This window comes from Nonomuraea sp. NPDC005650 (assembly GCF_040605375.1).
In the GTDB taxonomy this organism is placed as follows: domain Bacteria; phylum Actinomycetota; class Actinomycetes; order Streptosporangiales; family Streptosporangiaceae; genus Nonomuraea.
Window position 1 is genome coordinate 1 of sequence record NZ_JBEXCR010000048.1, and the last position, 15,593, is coordinate 15,593.

The 15,593-nt window shown below is 69.7% G+C and carries 15 protein-coding genes and 1 riboswitch; of the genes, 8 read left to right on the forward strand and 7 right to left on the reverse strand.

The genetic code is table 11. The features are described 5' to 3' along the window. Positions 1 to 410 precede the first annotated feature (410 nt). Complete coding sequence (locus ABZS69_RS53410; RefSeq protein WP_355388700.1) at positions 411 to 2,501, forward strand: S9 family peptidase; 2,091 nt, start codon at positions 411 to 413, stop codon at positions 2,499 to 2,501. After that, positions 2,498 to 3,490, forward strand: coding sequence for an L-glyceraldehyde 3-phosphate reductase (gene mgrA / locus ABZS69_RS53415; RefSeq protein ID WP_355388702.1), 993 nt, complete (start codon positions 2,498 to 2,500; stop codon positions 3,488 to 3,490). The genes ABZS69_RS53410 and mgrA overlap by 4 nt, the downstream gene beginning before the upstream one ends. Here mgrA and ABZS69_RS53420 read toward each other — a convergent pair whose 3' ends face one another. Then, positions 3,491 to 5,866 (reverse strand): lysylphosphatidylglycerol synthase transmembrane domain-containing protein, encoded by a 2,376-nt coding sequence (locus tag ABZS69_RS53420; RefSeq protein ID WP_355388704.1) that lies wholly within the window; start codon positions 5,864 to 5,866, stop codon positions 3,491 to 3,493. A 202-nt stretch (positions 5,867 to 6,068) separates the two neighbouring features. Between ABZS69_RS53420 and ABZS69_RS53425 the strand changes: the two genes are divergently transcribed. After that, positions 6,069 to 8,084, forward strand: coding sequence for a molybdopterin-dependent oxidoreductase (locus ABZS69_RS53425; protein ID WP_355388706.1), 2,016 nt, complete (start codon positions 6,069 to 6,071; stop codon positions 8,082 to 8,084). On the opposite strand, the gene ABZS69_RS53430 is transcribed toward ABZS69_RS53425, so the two are convergent. Next, positions 8,062 to 8,808 (reverse strand): hypothetical protein, encoded by a 747-nt coding sequence (locus ABZS69_RS53430; protein WP_355388708.1) that lies wholly within the window; start codon positions 8,806 to 8,808, stop codon positions 8,062 to 8,064. The two genes, ABZS69_RS53425 and ABZS69_RS53430, sit on opposite strands and share 23 nt — an antisense overlap. A gap of 69 nt (positions 8,809 to 8,877) precedes the next feature. Between ABZS69_RS53430 and ABZS69_RS53435 the strand changes: the two genes are divergently transcribed. Continuing rightward, on the forward strand, positions 8,878 to 9,420 hold the full coding sequence (locus ABZS69_RS53435; protein WP_355388710.1) for a PadR family transcriptional regulator: 543 nt from the start codon (positions 8,878 to 8,880) through the stop codon (positions 9,418 to 9,420). Here ABZS69_RS53435 and ABZS69_RS53440 read toward each other — a convergent pair. Further along, a complete protein-coding gene (locus ABZS69_RS53440) occupies positions 9,399 to 9,863 on the reverse strand; it encodes a GNAT family N-acetyltransferase (protein ID WP_355388712.1) in 465 nt (154 codons plus the stop codon). The genes ABZS69_RS53435 and ABZS69_RS53440 overlap by 22 nt on opposite strands. Before the next feature lie 76 nt (positions 9,864 to 9,939). Between ABZS69_RS53440 and ABZS69_RS53445 the strand changes: the two genes are divergently transcribed. Continuing rightward, positions 9,940 to 10,389 (forward strand): hypothetical protein, encoded by a 450-nt coding sequence (locus ABZS69_RS53445; protein ID WP_355388714.1) that lies wholly within the window; start codon positions 9,940 to 9,942, stop codon positions 10,387 to 10,389. 2 nt (positions 10,390 to 10,391) lie between these two features. On the opposite strand, the gene ABZS69_RS53450 is transcribed toward ABZS69_RS53445, so the two are convergent. The 3 genes from ABZS69_RS53450 to ABZS69_RS53460 all read right to left on the reverse strand — a co-directional run bounded on the left by ABZS69_RS53450 (position 10,392) and on the right by ABZS69_RS53460 (position 12,035). Next, a complete protein-coding gene (locus ABZS69_RS53450; RefSeq protein WP_355388716.1) occupies positions 10,392 to 10,775 on the reverse strand; it encodes a VOC family protein in 384 nt (127 codons plus the stop codon). Between the two features lie 31 nt (positions 10,776 to 10,806). Then, the gene (locus ABZS69_RS53455) at positions 10,807 to 11,121 is read right to left on the reverse strand and encodes a multidrug efflux SMR transporter (protein WP_355388718.1); all 315 of its coding nucleotides are present in this window, start codon (positions 11,119 to 11,121) and stop codon (positions 10,807 to 10,809) included. Positions 11,122 to 11,153: 32 nt separating this feature from the next. After that, positions 11,154 to 11,212, reverse strand: a riboswitch (guanidine-III (ykkC-III) riboswitch). A gap of 25 nt (positions 11,213 to 11,237) precedes the next feature. Continuing rightward, the gene (locus tag ABZS69_RS53460) at positions 11,238 to 12,035 is read right to left on the reverse strand and encodes a class I SAM-dependent methyltransferase (protein ID WP_355388720.1); all 798 of its coding nucleotides are present in this window, start codon (positions 12,033 to 12,035) and stop codon (positions 11,238 to 11,240) included. A gap of 103 nt (positions 12,036 to 12,138) precedes the next feature. Between ABZS69_RS53460 and ABZS69_RS53465 the strand changes: the two genes are divergently transcribed. From ABZS69_RS53465 to ABZS69_RS53475, 3 genes are all read left to right on the forward strand, one after another. Next, positions 12,139 to 13,944 (forward strand): acyl-CoA dehydrogenase, encoded by a 1,806-nt coding sequence (locus tag ABZS69_RS53465; protein ID WP_355388722.1) that lies wholly within the window; start codon positions 12,139 to 12,141, stop codon positions 13,942 to 13,944. Between the two features lie 112 nt (positions 13,945 to 14,056). After that, on the forward strand, positions 14,057 to 14,995 hold the full coding sequence (locus tag ABZS69_RS53470) for an MBL fold metallo-hydrolase (protein WP_355388724.1): 939 nt from the start codon (positions 14,057 to 14,059) through the stop codon (positions 14,993 to 14,995). A 32-nt stretch (positions 14,996 to 15,027) separates the two neighbouring features. Then, a complete protein-coding gene (locus ABZS69_RS53475) occupies positions 15,028 to 15,291 on the forward strand; it encodes a hypothetical protein (RefSeq protein ID WP_355388726.1) in 264 nt (87 codons plus the stop codon). Here ABZS69_RS53475 and ABZS69_RS53480 read toward each other — a convergent pair. Further along, positions 15,288 to 15,581 (reverse strand): Dabb family protein, encoded by a 294-nt coding sequence (locus ABZS69_RS53480; protein WP_355388728.1) that lies wholly within the window; start codon positions 15,579 to 15,581, stop codon positions 15,288 to 15,290. The two genes, ABZS69_RS53475 and ABZS69_RS53480, sit on opposite strands and share 4 nt — an antisense overlap. Positions 15,582 to 15,593 lie beyond the last annotated feature (12 nt).

Here is a 15,593-nt window from a genome sequence, read left to right on the forward strand (position 1 = left end):
AACCGTCAATAATGACGGGGATATGCATGTGTTACTCATGCACTGGCTTTTAACACACTGTTGAGTTCTCAAGAAACGGACGCGTACTTCCTTGCTTGAAACCGTTTCGGTCTTTCGCTCGGAGGCGTTCATTTCGTTGTGTCTTAAGTCTGTCAGCCGTTCAAGTTCCTGTCAAATTGACCGGACTTGCTCGACTTGCGGAAATTAAGACCCGCCCCGTTTCCGGGACAACCCCTCTAACTTACCAGCCCTCACGAGTGGACGCGCACGTCCGCCGTGACGGAGGAGGAGAAGAAGGGTTGTGCCGCACTTCGTCGGCTCTTCAAGATTAGCAGCGCTCCCGACCCCTCGTGCCGCTTCGCCACGTTCGACGGACACAGATCGATCACGACCGAACATAGACTCCCCCCGTGAGCAGTAACACGCCGCCAGTGGCGAAGAAGGTTCCGACTGAGCGCACCCACCACGGTGACACCGTCATCGACGAGTACGCCTGGCTGGGCAACAAGGAAGATCCCGATACCACCGCCTATCTGGAGGCGGAGAACGAGTTTCTCAAACAGCAGACCGCTCACCTCTCCGACCTCCAGGAGCAGGTGTTCCAGGAGATCAAGGGCCGCACGCAGGAAACCGACCTCTCGGTGGCCAGCCGTAAGGGCTCCTGGTGGTACTTCTCGCGTACCTCCGAAGGCAAGCAGTACGCCGTCTCCTGCCGGGTCCCGGCCGACAGCGACGCGCCCCCGGAGATCACCCCGGGCGCCACTCTCGAACGCGAGGCGGTGATTCTCGACGGAAACGAGCTCGCCGGCGACAGCCCGTTCTTCTCGATCGGCACCAGCTCCGTCTCGCCCGACGGCACGATGCTGGCCTATTCGACCGATTTCAAGGGCGACGAGCGATTCACGCTGCGGTTCAAGAACCTCGCGACAGGCGAGTTGCTCCCCGACGAGATCACCGACATCTTCTACGGCGGCGCCTGGTCGGCCGACGGCTCGACGTTCTTCTACACGCGCGTCGACGACGCCTGGCGCCCGTACCAGGTCTATCGGCACACCCTCGGCACCGAAGAGGACGTGCTGGTCTACGAGGAGGGCGACGAGCGTTACTGGGTCGGCATCGGCCTGACGCGCAGCGAGAAGTACCTCGTGCTCGGCGCGGGCAGCAAGATCACCAGTGAGGTGCGCATTCTCGACGCCACCGATCCCACCGGTGAGTTCGCGGTCGTGCGTCCCAGGAAGACCGGCGTCGAGTACGGCGTCGAGCACGCGGGCGACTTCTTCTACGTGCTCCACAACGAGAACGCCGAGAACTTCGAGCTGGCCACCGCCCCGCTCGACGCCCCCGGCACCTGGACCCCGCTGATCGCCCACCGGGACGACACCAGGCTCCTGGAGATCGACGCGTTCTCCGACCACGCCGTGGTGCACTTCCGCCGCGACGGGCTGACCGGGCTGCGCGTGCTGCCGTACCCGGACGACGTCCAGGGCGGGCGCGAGCGGATCGAGGCCGCCGAGCGGAACGCGTACGAGATCGACTTCCCCGAGCCGCTCTACGACGTCGGCCCCGCGGGCAACCCCGAGTTCACCACGACGCGGCTCCGGCTGGCCTACACGAGCATGGTCACCCCGCCCAGCGTGTACGACTACGAGCTCGACACGCACGAGCTGATCCTGCTCAAGCGGCGCCCGGTGCTGGGCGGCTACGACCCGGCCGACTACGAGCAGTTCCGCGAGTGGGCCACGGCCGAGGACGGCACGCGGATCCCGGTGTCCATCGTCAAGCGCAAGGACTCCGCCAAGCCGGCGCCGACCGTGCTGTACGGGTACGGCAGCTACGAGACCTCCATCGACCCCGGGTTCTCGGTCCCGAGGCTCTCGCTGCTCGACCGCGGGTTCGTCTTCGCCGTCGCGCACGTCAGGGGCGGCGGTGAGATGGGCCGCCGCTGGTACGAGGAGGGCAAGCTCACCAGGAAGCGCAACACGTTCACCGACTTCGTGGCCGTGGCCAGGCACCTGAAGGCGAGCGGCTGGAGCGAGCGGATCATCGCCAGGGGCGGCTCGGCCGGCGGCCTGCTGATGGGCGCTGTCGCGAACCTGGCGCCCGAGGAGTTCGCGGGTGTGGTGGCCGAGGTGCCGTTCGTGGACGCGCTGAACACCATCCTGGATCCGTCGCTCCCGCTCACTGTGATCGAATGGGACGAGTGGGGCGACCCGCTGCACAACCCCGACGTCTACGCCTACATGAAGGGCTACACGCCGTACGAGAACGTGGACGGGCGGCCGTACCCGCCGATCCTGGCCATCACCAGCCTGAACGACACCCGCGTCCTCTACCACGAGCCCGCGAAGTGGATCGCCAGGCTGCGGGCGACGGCGAGCGGCGGGCCGTTCCTGCTCAAGACGGAGATGGGCGCCGGACACGGCGGCCGCAGCGGGCGCTACGACGCCTGGCGCGAAGAGGCCTTCGCGCTCTCCTGGATCATCGAGAGGGGCACCTCATGACCTATCAGGCCGACGACGGCCGCTACGAGCGGCAGCCGTACAACCGCAGCGGCCGCAGCGGGCTGAAGCTGCCCGCGGTCTCCCTGGGCCTGTGGCACAACTTCGGCGACAACCGGCCCATCGAGAACTCCCGGGCGATCCTGCGCCGCGCGTTCGACCTCGGGGTGTCGCACTTCGACCTGGCCAACAACTACGGCGTCCCGTACGGCTCGGCGGAGAAGAACTTCGGCCGCATCCTGCGCGACGATTTCCTCCCATACCGGGATGAGCTGATCATCTCCACCAAGGCCGGCTACGACATGTGGCCGGGCCCGTACGGTGAGTGGGGCTCGCGCAAGTACGTCCTGGCCAGCCTCGACCAGTCGCTCCGGCGCATGGGCCTGGAGTACGTCGACATCTTCTACAGCCACCGGCCCGACCCGGAGACGCCGCTGGAGGAGACCATGGGGGCGCTCGACCGGGCCGTGCGCTCGGGCAAGGCGCTCTACGCGGGCATCTCCAACTACTCAGCCGAGCAGACCGCGCAGGCCGCTCGGATCATGGCCGAGCTGGGCACGCCGCTGCTCATCCACCAGCCGTCCTACTCGATGATCAACCGGTGGATCGAGGACGGGCTGCTCGACGCGGTGGAGGAGGCGGGCATGGGCTGCATCGTGTTCTCGCCGCTGGCGCAGGGCCTGCTGACCGACCGCTACCTCGACGGCGTGCCGTCGGACTCGCGGGCGGCGACGAGCAGGTTCCTCAGCGCCGACAGGATCGACGTCGACCTGGCCCGCGACCTCAACGAGCTGGCCAGGGGCCGCGGGCAGACGCTGGCCCAGATGGCGCTGTCGTGGACGCTCAGGGACCCCAGGGTGACGAGCGTGCTGATCGGGGCGAGCAGCGTGCGGCAGCTTGAGGACAACGTGGCGTGCGTGGACGGCCCCGACTTCACGGAGGACGAGCTGGGGGCCATCGACAAGATCACCGCGCGCCACACGGCCCGCTGATCACAGGGATTCGTGCCGCTGGAGGTAGGTGAAGGCGGCCCAGCCGGGCAGCACCGGCAGCCAGAACGTGAGCAGCCGGTGCAGCAGCACGGCGGAGGTGGCCAGCTCGGCGGGCACGCCGGCCACGGTCAGGCCGCCCGTGAGCGCGAGCTCGACCGCGCCCAGACCGCCCGGTGTGGGCGCGGCCGAGCCGATGGCGTTGGCCGTGAGGTAGACGACCGCGCAGGCGGTGAAGCTGAGCGAGCCGCCGAACGCGGCGACGCAGGCGTCCAGGCACAGGACGAACGCCAGGGTGATCATGAGCGTGCCCGTGCACGCCTCCACCATCTTGCGCGGCGACTGCAGCACGTCGAGCAGCCTGGGCAGCACGTTCGAGAACAGTTTGCGCAGCCTGGAGGTCACCAGCCTGCGCAGCGGCGGCACGCCGAGCACCACCACGACCAGCACCGCGACCGCGAGCAGCACCAGGACGAGGCCGCGTGACGGGGTGAACGAGGTGGTCGTGGTGGAGCCGGTGATGTAGGCGAACAGCAGCAGCAGCGCGATGTGGAAGACCAGCATGATGAGCTGCGAGGCCCCCACGCTGGCCACCGCGCTCGCCGGCGGGATGCCGCGCTTCTGCAGGTAGCGGGTGTTGATCGCGACCCCGCCCACGGCGGCGGGCGCGACGAGCTTGACGAACGACGAGGCGAACTGCACGAGCACGGTCCGCCAGAGCGGCAGCGGCTCGGGCACGAACCCCCGCAGCATCAGGGCCGCGGCCACGAAGCTGACGAACGACGCGAGCAGCGCCACCCCGGACCAGGCCCAGTTGGCCGTGGTGACCACCCGGTAGATGTCGACCCGGCTGAGCTGGGAGAGCACGATGTACGCGGCCAGCGTGCTGGCGATGATCGTGATCAGGGTGCGCGGTTTGAAGCGTTCGAGGCGTACTTCCTCGACCTTGGCCTGCGGCTTGAGCGCGACGATGTGCTCGCGGATGCCGGCCAGCAGGTTTTTGTTCTTGGCGAGGGCCGAGCGGGTCTCCCTGGTCAGCGCGATGCGCTGGAGCAGCGGCATGGCGGCGGCCAGCGTGTCGGGCCCCATGACGGCCGCCGCCGCCCGCACGGAGCGCTCTGGGCCGACGCGCAGGGCCAGGTAGGTCATGAGCTGGGCGATGTCGAGCCTGAGCAGCAGGTCTCCGGCGGCGATCTCGCCGCTGCGGGCGTCGGTCAGCACGACGCGGCCGGCCCGGTCGAGGTGGATGCCGTCGCCGGTGAGCCGCCGGTGCGCCAGGCGCTGGATCTGCAGCAGCTCCACCTGCTCCCAGATCTGGGCGAGCAGCTCGTCGTCGATCTGCTCGTCGGGCACCTCGTCGAGTGGGCGCGTCTCGATGTGCTCGTACGCGAGCATCGCGGCCTCGGTGCCGAGCTCGCTGGTGCCGAGCAGGCGGGGGGTGCTGGCGCCGGCCGCCTGGGCCGCGTACGCCATGAGCGCCTCGCGCTCCAGCTCGGCCCGCAGCGACCTGATGGCCCGGCGCCGGGTCTCGGAGTTGAGCCTGATGCGCCGCCACAGCCGGTACGGCAGCCCGGCCACCTGCCGGTCGCGGTCGAGCACGGTGACGTCGAGGCTGGTGCCGTCCTTGAGCCCGATGGCGTAGCGGCGGCTGCCCTGGTGGTCGTCCTCGATCCGGCGGGCCGAGATCACCGCGAACGACAGCTTGCGCAGCGCGGCCACCACGGCGCTGCCCGGCGGCCTGGTGTTGGGGCTGCCGACGCCGTAGAGGGTGGCGTAGCCGATGGCCATGCCGACCAGCACGGTGACGATGGCGCTGGGCAGCGTGATCTGCCTGCCGGAGAAGAACGCGAGGACGTAGAGGGCGATCGTGGTCCACATCAGCATGCGCCAGGTGGGCCGGCGCGAGATGCGGACGGCGGTGGCGTACGCGACGACCGAGGTGAGCAGCGTGTTCACCGGCTCGATCGTCCGGTCGCCGGTCAACAGCACGCGCAGGTCGTCGACGTTGCCCGCGACCAGCCACTGCCCGAGCAGGAACGACCCGGCCATGCCGATGATCGCGGCGATCAGCCCTTCGGCGACGCGCAGCCCGTCGCGGTGGAAGACCCGTTCGACCGCGAACGCCGCGGGCACGATGAGCACGGCCGCGCCACCGAGGAAGGCGGCGATCCTGCTGAGCAGCGGTACGAGCTGCGCACCCTCCTTGACGTCGGCCTCCAGGCCGATGAGCGTCTGCTTGGCGACCAGCGCGAGCAGGACGACCGCGCCGAGCACGATGAGGGTGGCGAAGAATCGCAGCAGGTCGGAAGGGCGGCGAAGGCGCTGCGGCAGCAGCGGCTCTACGACGTAGACGTCGCTTTCCGCGCGTGACTCAACCACGGCTGGATCCCCCTCGAGGTCCTCCGTGTCATCTCGTTCCCTGATTTCGGCCACCGACAGCGATTCTGCACCTTCCCGGGCGGACCGTGCGATCTCCAGGTTTCCAGTGTCCTCAATCGTCCCCCGCGGACGTCGCACCGGGCAGGCTACACGCATTTCCGCGTCTCCCGTCATTCCAGGTACGGGACGTAGTCTGTGTCCCATGTCGGGTGAGTTGAGGGTTTTGGGGGCCTGTCCGCTGGACTGCCCGGATGGCTGCTCCTGGGTGGTCAGCGTCGAGAACGGCGAGGCCGTCAAGCTTCGCGGCAACCCCGACCACCCGTACACCAGGGGCGCCCTGTGCGTGAAGGTCAACCGTTACCTCGAGCAGACGCGGGCGGACGACCGCATCCTCCACCCCATGCGCCGCATCGGCCCCAAGGGCTCCGGCCAGTTCGAGCGCATCACCTGGGACGAGGCGCTCGACGAGATCTCGGAGCGGCTGCGCGGCATCGTCGAGGAGCACGGCGGGGAGGCCATCTGGCCGTACCTGGGCACCGGCACGCTCGGCTACCTGCAGGGCTGCGAGGGCGTGGCCGGGCGGCGGTTCTGGAACGTGCTGGGGGCCTCCAAGCACTGGCTCAACATCTGCTCGGCGGCCGGCAGCAGCGGCCTGATGCGGACGAACGGCACGCCGGGCGGCATGGACCCCGAGAACTTCGCGCTGGCGAAGCTGATCCTGCTCTGGGGCACGAACACGCTGACCAGCGGGCACCACCTGTGGAAGTTCATCCAGGACGCGCGGGCGGACGGCGCGCACGTCGTCGCCATCGACCCGATCCGCACCAGGACGGCCGACCAGGCCGACGAGTACCTGGCGATCAGGCCGGGCACGGACGCGGCGCTCGCGCTCGGGCTGCTCAACGTCGTGCTGGCGGAGAACGCGCAGGATGAGGAGTTCCTGGCCGAGCACACCGAGGGCTGGGAGGACTTCCGCCAGGAGATCCTGAGATATCCCGTCGAGACTGTGGCCGAAATCACCGGCATCCCCGCCGCCGCCATCCACAGCCTGGGGATGCGGCTCGCCCACACCCGCCCGACCGCCATCCGCGCCACGCAGGGCATCCAGCGGAACCAGGGCGGCGGCACCGCGCTGCGCACGCTCGCCTCGATCCCCGGCGTCACCGGCGACTGGCGCCACCCCGGCGGCGGCATCGCGTACTCCACCTCGGGCCACGTGCACTTCGACATCGACATGCGCAACGACCTGCTGGCCAAGCCCGTCCGCACCCTCGTCATGACCAAGCTGGGGTCCCAACTCGATGATGTGAAGTGCCTGTGGGTGTACGCGGCCAACCCGGCCGGTTCGAGCCCCAACTCGAACGCGATCAGACGGCAGCTCGCCCGCGAGGACCTGTTCACGGTGGTCATGGAGCAGTTCCCGACCGACACCGTGGACTACGCCGACATCGTGCTCCCCGCGACCATGCAGACCGAGCACCATGACCTGCACGCCGGATACGGGCACCTTTACCTGCTCTGGAACGAGCCCGCCGTCCCCCCGCCCGGCGAGTGCCTGTCCACGACGGAGACCTTCCGGCGGCTGGCGGCGCACATGGGGATGACCGAGCCGTCGCTGTTCGACTCGGACCTGGAGCTGGCCGAGCAGCTGCTGTCGAGCGGGCACCCGTCGCTGGAGGGCGTCACGCTCGACCGGCTGCGCAAGGAGGGCTGGGTGCGGATGAACTACCCCCAGCCCTTCACGCCGTTCGCCGAGGGCTTCCCGACGCCGTCCGGCAGGCTGCGCTTCCCGCCGGCGGGCAAGGCGTACACGCCGCCCCACACGGTCCGCGCCAGGGGCGCCTCGCCGTACCCGCTGGCGCTGGTCACGCCCGCCTCGCACACGTTCCTCAACACGACCTTCGGCAACAACCCGGAGCTGCGCCGCCGGGCCAAGGACCCGGTGGTGCTGGTCAACCCGGCCGACGCGGCCTCCCGGGGGCTGGTGGACGGCCAGCGGGTACGCGTGCACAACGAGGGCGGCGGGTTCCTGGCGGACGTGGAGATCAGCGACCGCGTGGCGGCCGGGGTGGTGGCCTCGCCGAAGGGGCGCTGGCCGAAGCTGACCCCCGGCGGCGCCAACCCGAACGCGGTCGTGGCCGAGCGGGACGGGGACATGGGCAGGGGGCCGGGCTTCCACGACAACCTGGTCGAGATCAGCCCTTGTGCCGGTCCATGAACGCCACGATCCGGTCGAGCACGTCCTTCCCGTGAGGGCTCGTGAACAGGGCCGAGGCGTGCAGGCTCTCCCCCGGGATGACCATCGTCTGGTTGTCCGGGGCCTTCGTGGCGGCGTCGTGCGCCGCGGCCAGGTCGCCGGCGCCGCCGTACCCGTCGTTCGCGGAGCCGATCTGGAGGAGCGGGACGGTCAGCCTGGCGGCGTTCTCCTTGCTGATCTCGCCTGAGACGGCCACCACGCCGGCCACCTTCGAGCCGAGTTTCAGCGCCGCGGGGACGGCGGTGGTGGCGCCGATCGAGCCCCCGACCAGGAAGATCCGCTTGACGCCTGGCTCCTTGGCCAGGCGCCGGCCCATGGCGACGGCGGCGTCCTCGGGGAGCGTGGCAGAGCCCCTGGCGTACAGCAGCACTCGGTAGCCGGCGGCCACGAGGCGGTCCGACAGGGGCCGCCACGTGCACACGTTGCCCCGGCGCTCGTAGGTGACGACCACGCCCACCGGACCGTCCCCGGTGATCACGCCGGGGAGGCCGCCGTCGTGCTCGAAGATCTTGCCGTCCGCCTCGGTGAAGCAGCCGGAGACGTTCGGGCCCGTGGGAACCGGGGCCGACGTCGTCGCCGCAGAAGCCGTGCTCGGGCCGGGCGCCGCCGCACCGGTGCTGGCCGCGCCCCCGCAGGCCGTCAGCACCGCCACCATGAGCCCCACCACACCTACCGACACGCGCATGGCCGCCCCTTCTTCTCAACTATGTCAGAACTGACATAGTTGTAGGAGCACCATATCCTTGGGCGAACCATGACCTCAACGCTGGGATTCGCGATCCTCGCCGTGCTGGCGCGCGGCGAGCGCACGGGGTACGACCTCGCCGCGGCCATGCGGCGGCCCGTCGGCTACTTCTGGACGGCCGGGCACAGCCAGATCCACCCCGAGTTGCAGAAGCTGCGGGCCGGGGGGCTGGTCGGGTTCGAGGCCGAGCACGGGCCCGGGCCGCAGGGCAGGAAGGTCTACCACCTGACCGCCGAGGGCAGGGCGGCGCTGCGGGAATGGGTCACCGAGCCGCCGCGCGAGCGGCCGGAGCGCGACGAGCTGGTGCTGAAGACGTACGCGTCGTGGCTGGCCGAGCCGGAGCTGGTCAGGAGGATGTTCGCCGACCAGCTCGCCGCGCACGAGGAACGGCTGGCCGAGTACGAGCGGCAGGAGGCGTCATTCGACGGGCCGCCCGCCTTCGGCGATCCCCGGTTCGGCAACTACGCCACGTTGCGCTGCGGGCTGAGCTACGAGCGGCACCGGGCCGACTGGTGCCGCTGGATGCTGGCTCAGCTCAGCGAGAGCTTGTAGCCCACGTGGGAGGCCGTGAAGCCGAGGTTGTCGTAGAAGCGGTGCGCGTCCGTACGTGACTTGTCGGACGTGAGCTGCACGATGGCGCAGCCGCGCTCCCGGGCCCGGTCGACGGCCCACTCGATCATCCGGCCGCCGAGGCCCTGGCCGCGGGCGCCGGCGGCGACCCTGACGGCCTCGATCTGGCACCGCTCGGCGCCCAGCCGCGACAGCCCGGCCAGATACGTGAGCTGCATCGTGCCCACCACCTCGCCGTCCTGCTCGGCCACGATCAACTCGTCGTACGGGTTGGCGTCGACCCGCTCGAACGCCGCCAGATAGCGCTCGTCGCCGGGGTCGCCCTCGCGCGTGGCGCCGAGATGGTCGTCGGCCAGCATCGCCACGATCGCCGGCACGTCCTCCTTGCGGGCCTCGCGGAAGAGCACTTTCTCACTTTGCTGCATGTCCGAATGATGTCAGGGATGGCTCAGGGTCGGTCCCCGATGCCCTCAAGGGGGCCGAAAAGGCAGCATGAGTGACATGAACGAAATCAGCCGACGAGATGAAGTCTCGCTGTCGGGTGCCGCGCTCCGTGGCGCCCCCTGGAAGGCCGCCGCCGTCGGCGGCGGCGCCGTGGCCGCGACCAGCTTCGGCCTGGGCGTGATCACCGGCGGCGGCGACCTGCCGTGGGCGCTGGGCCTGGGCATCAGCCTGTTCGCCCTGATCGCCGCGATCGGCGCGGTCTCCAAGCCGAACGAGGGCGACCGGGTGACCCGCCAGGCCCGCCTCTGGTCGCTGAAGCACCCGTGGAAGTTCTCGCTGCTGCCCGCGGCCATCACGGCCGTGCTGGACTATCCGGTGCAGCTCGTGCTCGACGGCGAAGGGGTGTTCGGCTCGGCCGTGGGGGCCCTGTGGCACGGCGCGCTCGTCTACCTGATCGCCGGCGTCCTGACGCTCACCATGCGGGGCCGCGCCAGCACCGACCGGTGAGCTCAGCCCTGCGCCTCCCGCTCCGCCTGACTCCGGCACACGCAGAACTCGTTGCCCTCGGGGTCGAGCATCGTCACCCAGCCGGTGCCGTCGGGCTGCCGCCGGTCGTCGTGGACGGTCGCGCCCAGCCCGATGAGCCGCTCGACCTCCTCGTCGCGGGTCCTGCCCTCGGTGCCGTTGACGTCGAGGTGGATCCGGTTCTTCACGGTCTTGCCCTCGGGCACGCGGATGAACAGCAGGAACGGGTCCTGCTTGGTGCGCAGCATGACCTCGTCGTCGCCCGGCTGGTCGCCCTCGCCGAGCGGCAGCCCGGTGGCCTTGCCCCACCAGGTGGCGATCTCGTACGGGTCGGCGGCGTCGATGGTGACGGCATGGATTTCGATCACGCAGCCACCCAACCCGTGACAGGCCGAAACGTCAAGCGAGCACCCGCAGGCCGATGACCCCCGCCAGGATCAGCGCGATCGAGATGAGCCGGGGCAGCGAGACCTCGTCTCCCATGGCGATCATGCCCAGCACCGCGGTGCCCGCGGCGCCGACGCCGGTCCAGACGGCGTACGCGGTGCCGACTTCGAGGCTCTTGAGCGCGTACGAGAGCAGCCCGAAGCTCAGCACGGCCGTGACCAGGAACGACAGGCTCCACCACAGATTGCCGAAGCCGTTGCTGAGCTTGAGCGAAAGGGCCATGGCGACTTCCAAGACGCCGGCCAGCACGAGAATGATCCACGCCATGATCGGAACTCCCTTGAGACGAGACTGCGGTGCGTGCGTCGTCTTGGCGTTCCGGGTACGGCGCGTCTCGTCCGGGAGCTGTCAGCTCATGGGCAAGAACGCGGCCCGCAGCGGGATCATTCCCACCAAATAGTGACCCAACGGTCGCGCGGCAACGGCCACATGCCCAGCTCCAGCACCATGGCCGCCACTTCCTCCGCCCTGGACGGATCGAGGCACACTCTGCGGCACGCGCTGGCCGCCAGGTCCTCCAGCGAGGTGAACCGTTCCAGGGGAGCTTCCCGTTCCTCCACCTGCACGGCATAGCCGAGCGCCGCCGCCAGCGCCACACAGTCCTCGGCGATGGGCCGGACCGGCCGGTCCACCCCGTGGAAGTGCTGCCACAGCGGCGTCATCCAGCTCATGGGATGGCGGTGCGTGAGTTCGAGCACCACCCGCCCCTGCGTGCGCTCGTCGAGCGCCCTCAGGAAGCCAGCCAGGTCCGGGACGTTGTAGACCACGTGCGCGGCTATGGTGGCGTCCACCATGGGCACGTCGCCGGCCACGTCGGGCCAGCGGCCCTCGATCGCCGTGACCGGCACGCCGAGCTTCTCCGCCCTGGCCGTCAGCCCCTCCAGCATCGACGCCGAGGGGTCCACCGCGTAGAGGTGGCCGATGCGCTCGTGCAGCGGCAGAGACGAAGCACCTGGGCCCGAGCCCACGTCGAGCAGCGTGCCCTTGTCGGGCAGCGCCTCCGAGAGCCGGGTCATGGTCGGCCCGTCGTCGGGCTCGGCCAGCGCCCTGTCGGTTCGGGTGCCGAACCGCTCAGGCGAGTGACTCCACGGGTCGACCGGAGCCTGGGCCATGATCTCGTCGGGAATGGCCCAGGATTCCAGTCGCTCTCGCCATCTGGCGGCGAGTTCTTCGGCGTCCATGGAGACGAGCATGCCACGCATACCTCGGGTTACCCGCGGGTAGCATTGCAGAGTAAGGTTACTCGCCAGTACGAATACCCCTCGGTTCAAGGAGATCGACCCCATGGGCCACTACAAGAGCAACGTGCGAGACCTGGAATTCAACCTCTTCGAGGTGTTCGGGCGACGTGAGATCCTCGGCACAGGGCCCTTCGCTGACGTGGACGAGGAGGTCGCCCGGGGTCTCATTGACGAGGTCAACAGGTTGGCCACCGGCGTCCTGGCCGACTCCTTCGAGGAGGGCGACAGGAACCCGCCCGTGTTCGACGCCGCGACCAACTCCGTGAAGGTGCCCGAGGGCTTCAAGAAGTCCTACAAGGCGCTGGTCGACGGCGGCTGGGCCAACCTCGACCTGCCCGCCGACCTGGGCGGCCCCGGCATCCCGAGGAGCCTGGCCTGGGCCACGGCCGAGCTGGTGCTGGGCGCCAACCCGGCGCTGTACATGTACGCCGCGGGCCCCAACTTCGCGTACACGCTGTGGAAGGTCGGCACGCCCGAGCAGAAGCGCTTCGCCGAGCTGGCCATCGAGCGCGAGTGGGGCGCCACCATGGTGCTCACCGAGCCGGACGCCGGCTCCGACGTGGGCGCCGGCCGGGCCAAGGCGGTGCGGCAGGAGGACGGCAGCTGGCACATCGAGGGCGTCAAGCGCTTCATCACCAGCGCCGAGCACGACATGGCCGAGAACATCTTCCACCTCGTGCTGGCCCGCCCCGAGGGCCACGGCCCGGGCACCAAGGGGCTGTCGATGTTCCTGGTGCCGAAGTTCCACGTGAACCTCGAGACCGGCGAGCTGGGCGAGCGCAACGGCGTCTACGTCACCAACGTCGAGAAGAAGATGGGGCTGAAGGTCTCCACGACCTGCGAGCTGACGTTCGGCGACAGGCACCCGGCCGTCGGCTGGCTGGTGGGCGACGTGCACGAGGGCATCAGGCAGATGTTCATGGTCATCGAGCACGCCCGCATGATGGTCGGCACCAAGGCCATCGCCACGCTCTCCACCGGCTACCTGAACGCGCTGGAGTACGCCAGGTCCCGCGTCCAGGGCGCGGACCTGACCCGGATGGCCGACAAGGCCGCCCCGCGGGTGACCGTCGTCCACCACCCGGACGTGCGCCGCGAGCTCATGCTGCAGAAGTCGTACGCCGAGGGCATGCGGGCCCTGGTGCTCTACACGGCCACGTTCCAGGACACCCTCCTGGTCGACCCCGACGACCGGCACGCCGCCGACATGAACGACCTGCTGCTGCCCATCGTCAAAGGCGTCGGCTCCGAGCGGTCGTACGAGCTGCTCTCCCGCTCGCTGCAGACCCTCGGCGGCTCGGGCTACCTGCAGGACTACCCGATCGAGCAGTACATCCGGGACGCCAAGATCGACTCCCTGTACGAGGGGACGACCGCGATCCAGGGCCTGGACCTGTTCTTCCGGAAGATCCTGCGCAACCAGGGCGCGGCGGTCGGGTCGCTGCTGACCGAGATCGGCGCGTTCGCCGGATCCGAGGCGGGCAACGGCCGGCTCAAGGAGGAGCGCAAGCTCCTCGCGGAGGCCGCCGCGGACGTCAAGGCCATGGGCGACACGATGGCGGGCTGGGCGCTGGGCTCGCTGGAGTCGCCGGCCGAGGCCTACAAGGTCGGGCTGAACACCACCCGGCTCCTGCTCGCGCTGGGCGACCTGGTGATCGGCTGGCTGCTGCTGCGGCAGGCCGAGGTGGCCCTGGCCAAGCTGACCGCGGGCGACGACCCGTTCTACCTGGGCAAGGTTGCCGGGGCCTCGTTCTTCGCCAAGACCGTCCTGCCGCGGCTGGCGGCCGAGCGGCGGGTGCTGGAGTCCACGGGGCAGGAGCTCATGGAGCTTCCGGAAGAAGCCTTCTAGAAACCCTCCATCCCCTGGGGGCGCCCGCCGGTCGGCGGGCGCCCTCGCTCGTTGCCGCGGGCGCCGGTGATAGAGCGCAGTCGGGGGTGCTCCGAGGGAGTACGGTCGCGGCATGAGTTCGAGTGCGCACGATCACCCCCTCCCGCCGCCTCGGGTCGAAGAGGTGTCCGAGGGCGTCTTCGCCTACATCCAGCCCGACGGGAGCTGGTGGATCAACAACACCGGCTTCCTGGCCGGCCGGCGCGGCGTGATCTGCGTCGACGCCTGCTCGACCGAGCGCCGTACGCGGGCGTTCCGCGAGGCCATCGGCAAGGTGACCGACCGGCCGATCACCACGCTGGTCAACACCCACCACCACGGCGACCACACGTTCGGCAACTGGCTCTTCCCCGAGGCCACCATCGTCGGGCACGAGGGCGTACGGGAGCAGATCCTGGCCGACGGCGTGCCCGCCTACCGCGCCGCGTGGTCGCCCGACGTGGAGTGGGGCGAGATGGAGGTGGCGCCGCCGTTCCTCACCTTCACCGACCGCATCACCCTGCACTCCGACGACCTGCGGTGCGAGGTGCGGCACGTGGGCCACGCCGCGCACACGACGAACGACTCGTACGTGTGGATTCCCGAGCGGCGGCTGCTGTTCTCGGGCGACCTCGTCTTCAACGGCGGGACGCCGTTCGTGCTGATGGGCTCGGTGGCCGGGGCGCTGGAGGCCGTCGACCAGCTCAGGGCGCTGGGGGCGGAGACCGTCGTGCCGGGGCACGGCGGGGTGTGCGGGCCGGAGGTGTACGACCGGGTCGAGGGTTACCTGCGGTTCGTCCAGGAGACCGCGGCGCGGGGCCGGGCGGCGGGGCTGTCGCCGCTGGAGGCGGCCAGGGAGGCCGACCTGGGCGAGTGGGGCGGGCTGCTGGACTCCGAGCGCATCGTGGGTAACCTGCACCGCGCCTACGCCGAGCTCGACGGGCAGCCGCCGGGCGCGCCGATCGACCTCGTCACCGCCGTGCTCGACATGATCACTTACAACGGCGGCGAGCCGCTGTCCTGTCTCGCCTGAGATGTCACGGGTGTGATCTTCTGTACCCGGGTATGACGGTGGCTGTACTCGCCGTTTGCCTGGAGGTCGTCATGGGTGTCGGGGTCAGCATCTTCTTCCTCACGCTCGGCGCCATCCTGAGATTCGCGATCGAGCCCGACGTGTTCGGCAAGGCCGTCCACATGGACGTGGTCGGGCTCATCTTCATGATCGTCGGTGGCGTGGGCGTGGTGCTGAGCGTCGTGCTGGCCCCCAGAAGGGGGCGCACGTCCGAGGACAGGCTGATGCGCCGCGAGAACAACCCGCCGGAGATCTAGAGGCTGAGCTGCACCGCGGCCCGCGAGGCCATGATCGGCCTGATGTGCTGCACGATCACCTCCTGGTGCTGCGGGTGGTCGCGGTAGAGCAGGTAGTCGTCGACGTCGTCGAAGTCGGCCACCACCGCGTAGTCGTGGTTGCCCTGGTTGATGCCCGCGTCGGGGCCCACGGTGTACGAGCGGAGCTGCGGGATGACGCCGGGCAGCTTGCCCAGCTCGGTGGTCACCGTCTCCTTCTGCTCGTCGGTCGCGGCCTCGGTCCAGGTGAACAGCACGATGTGGCGAATCATGCGATCAGGTGT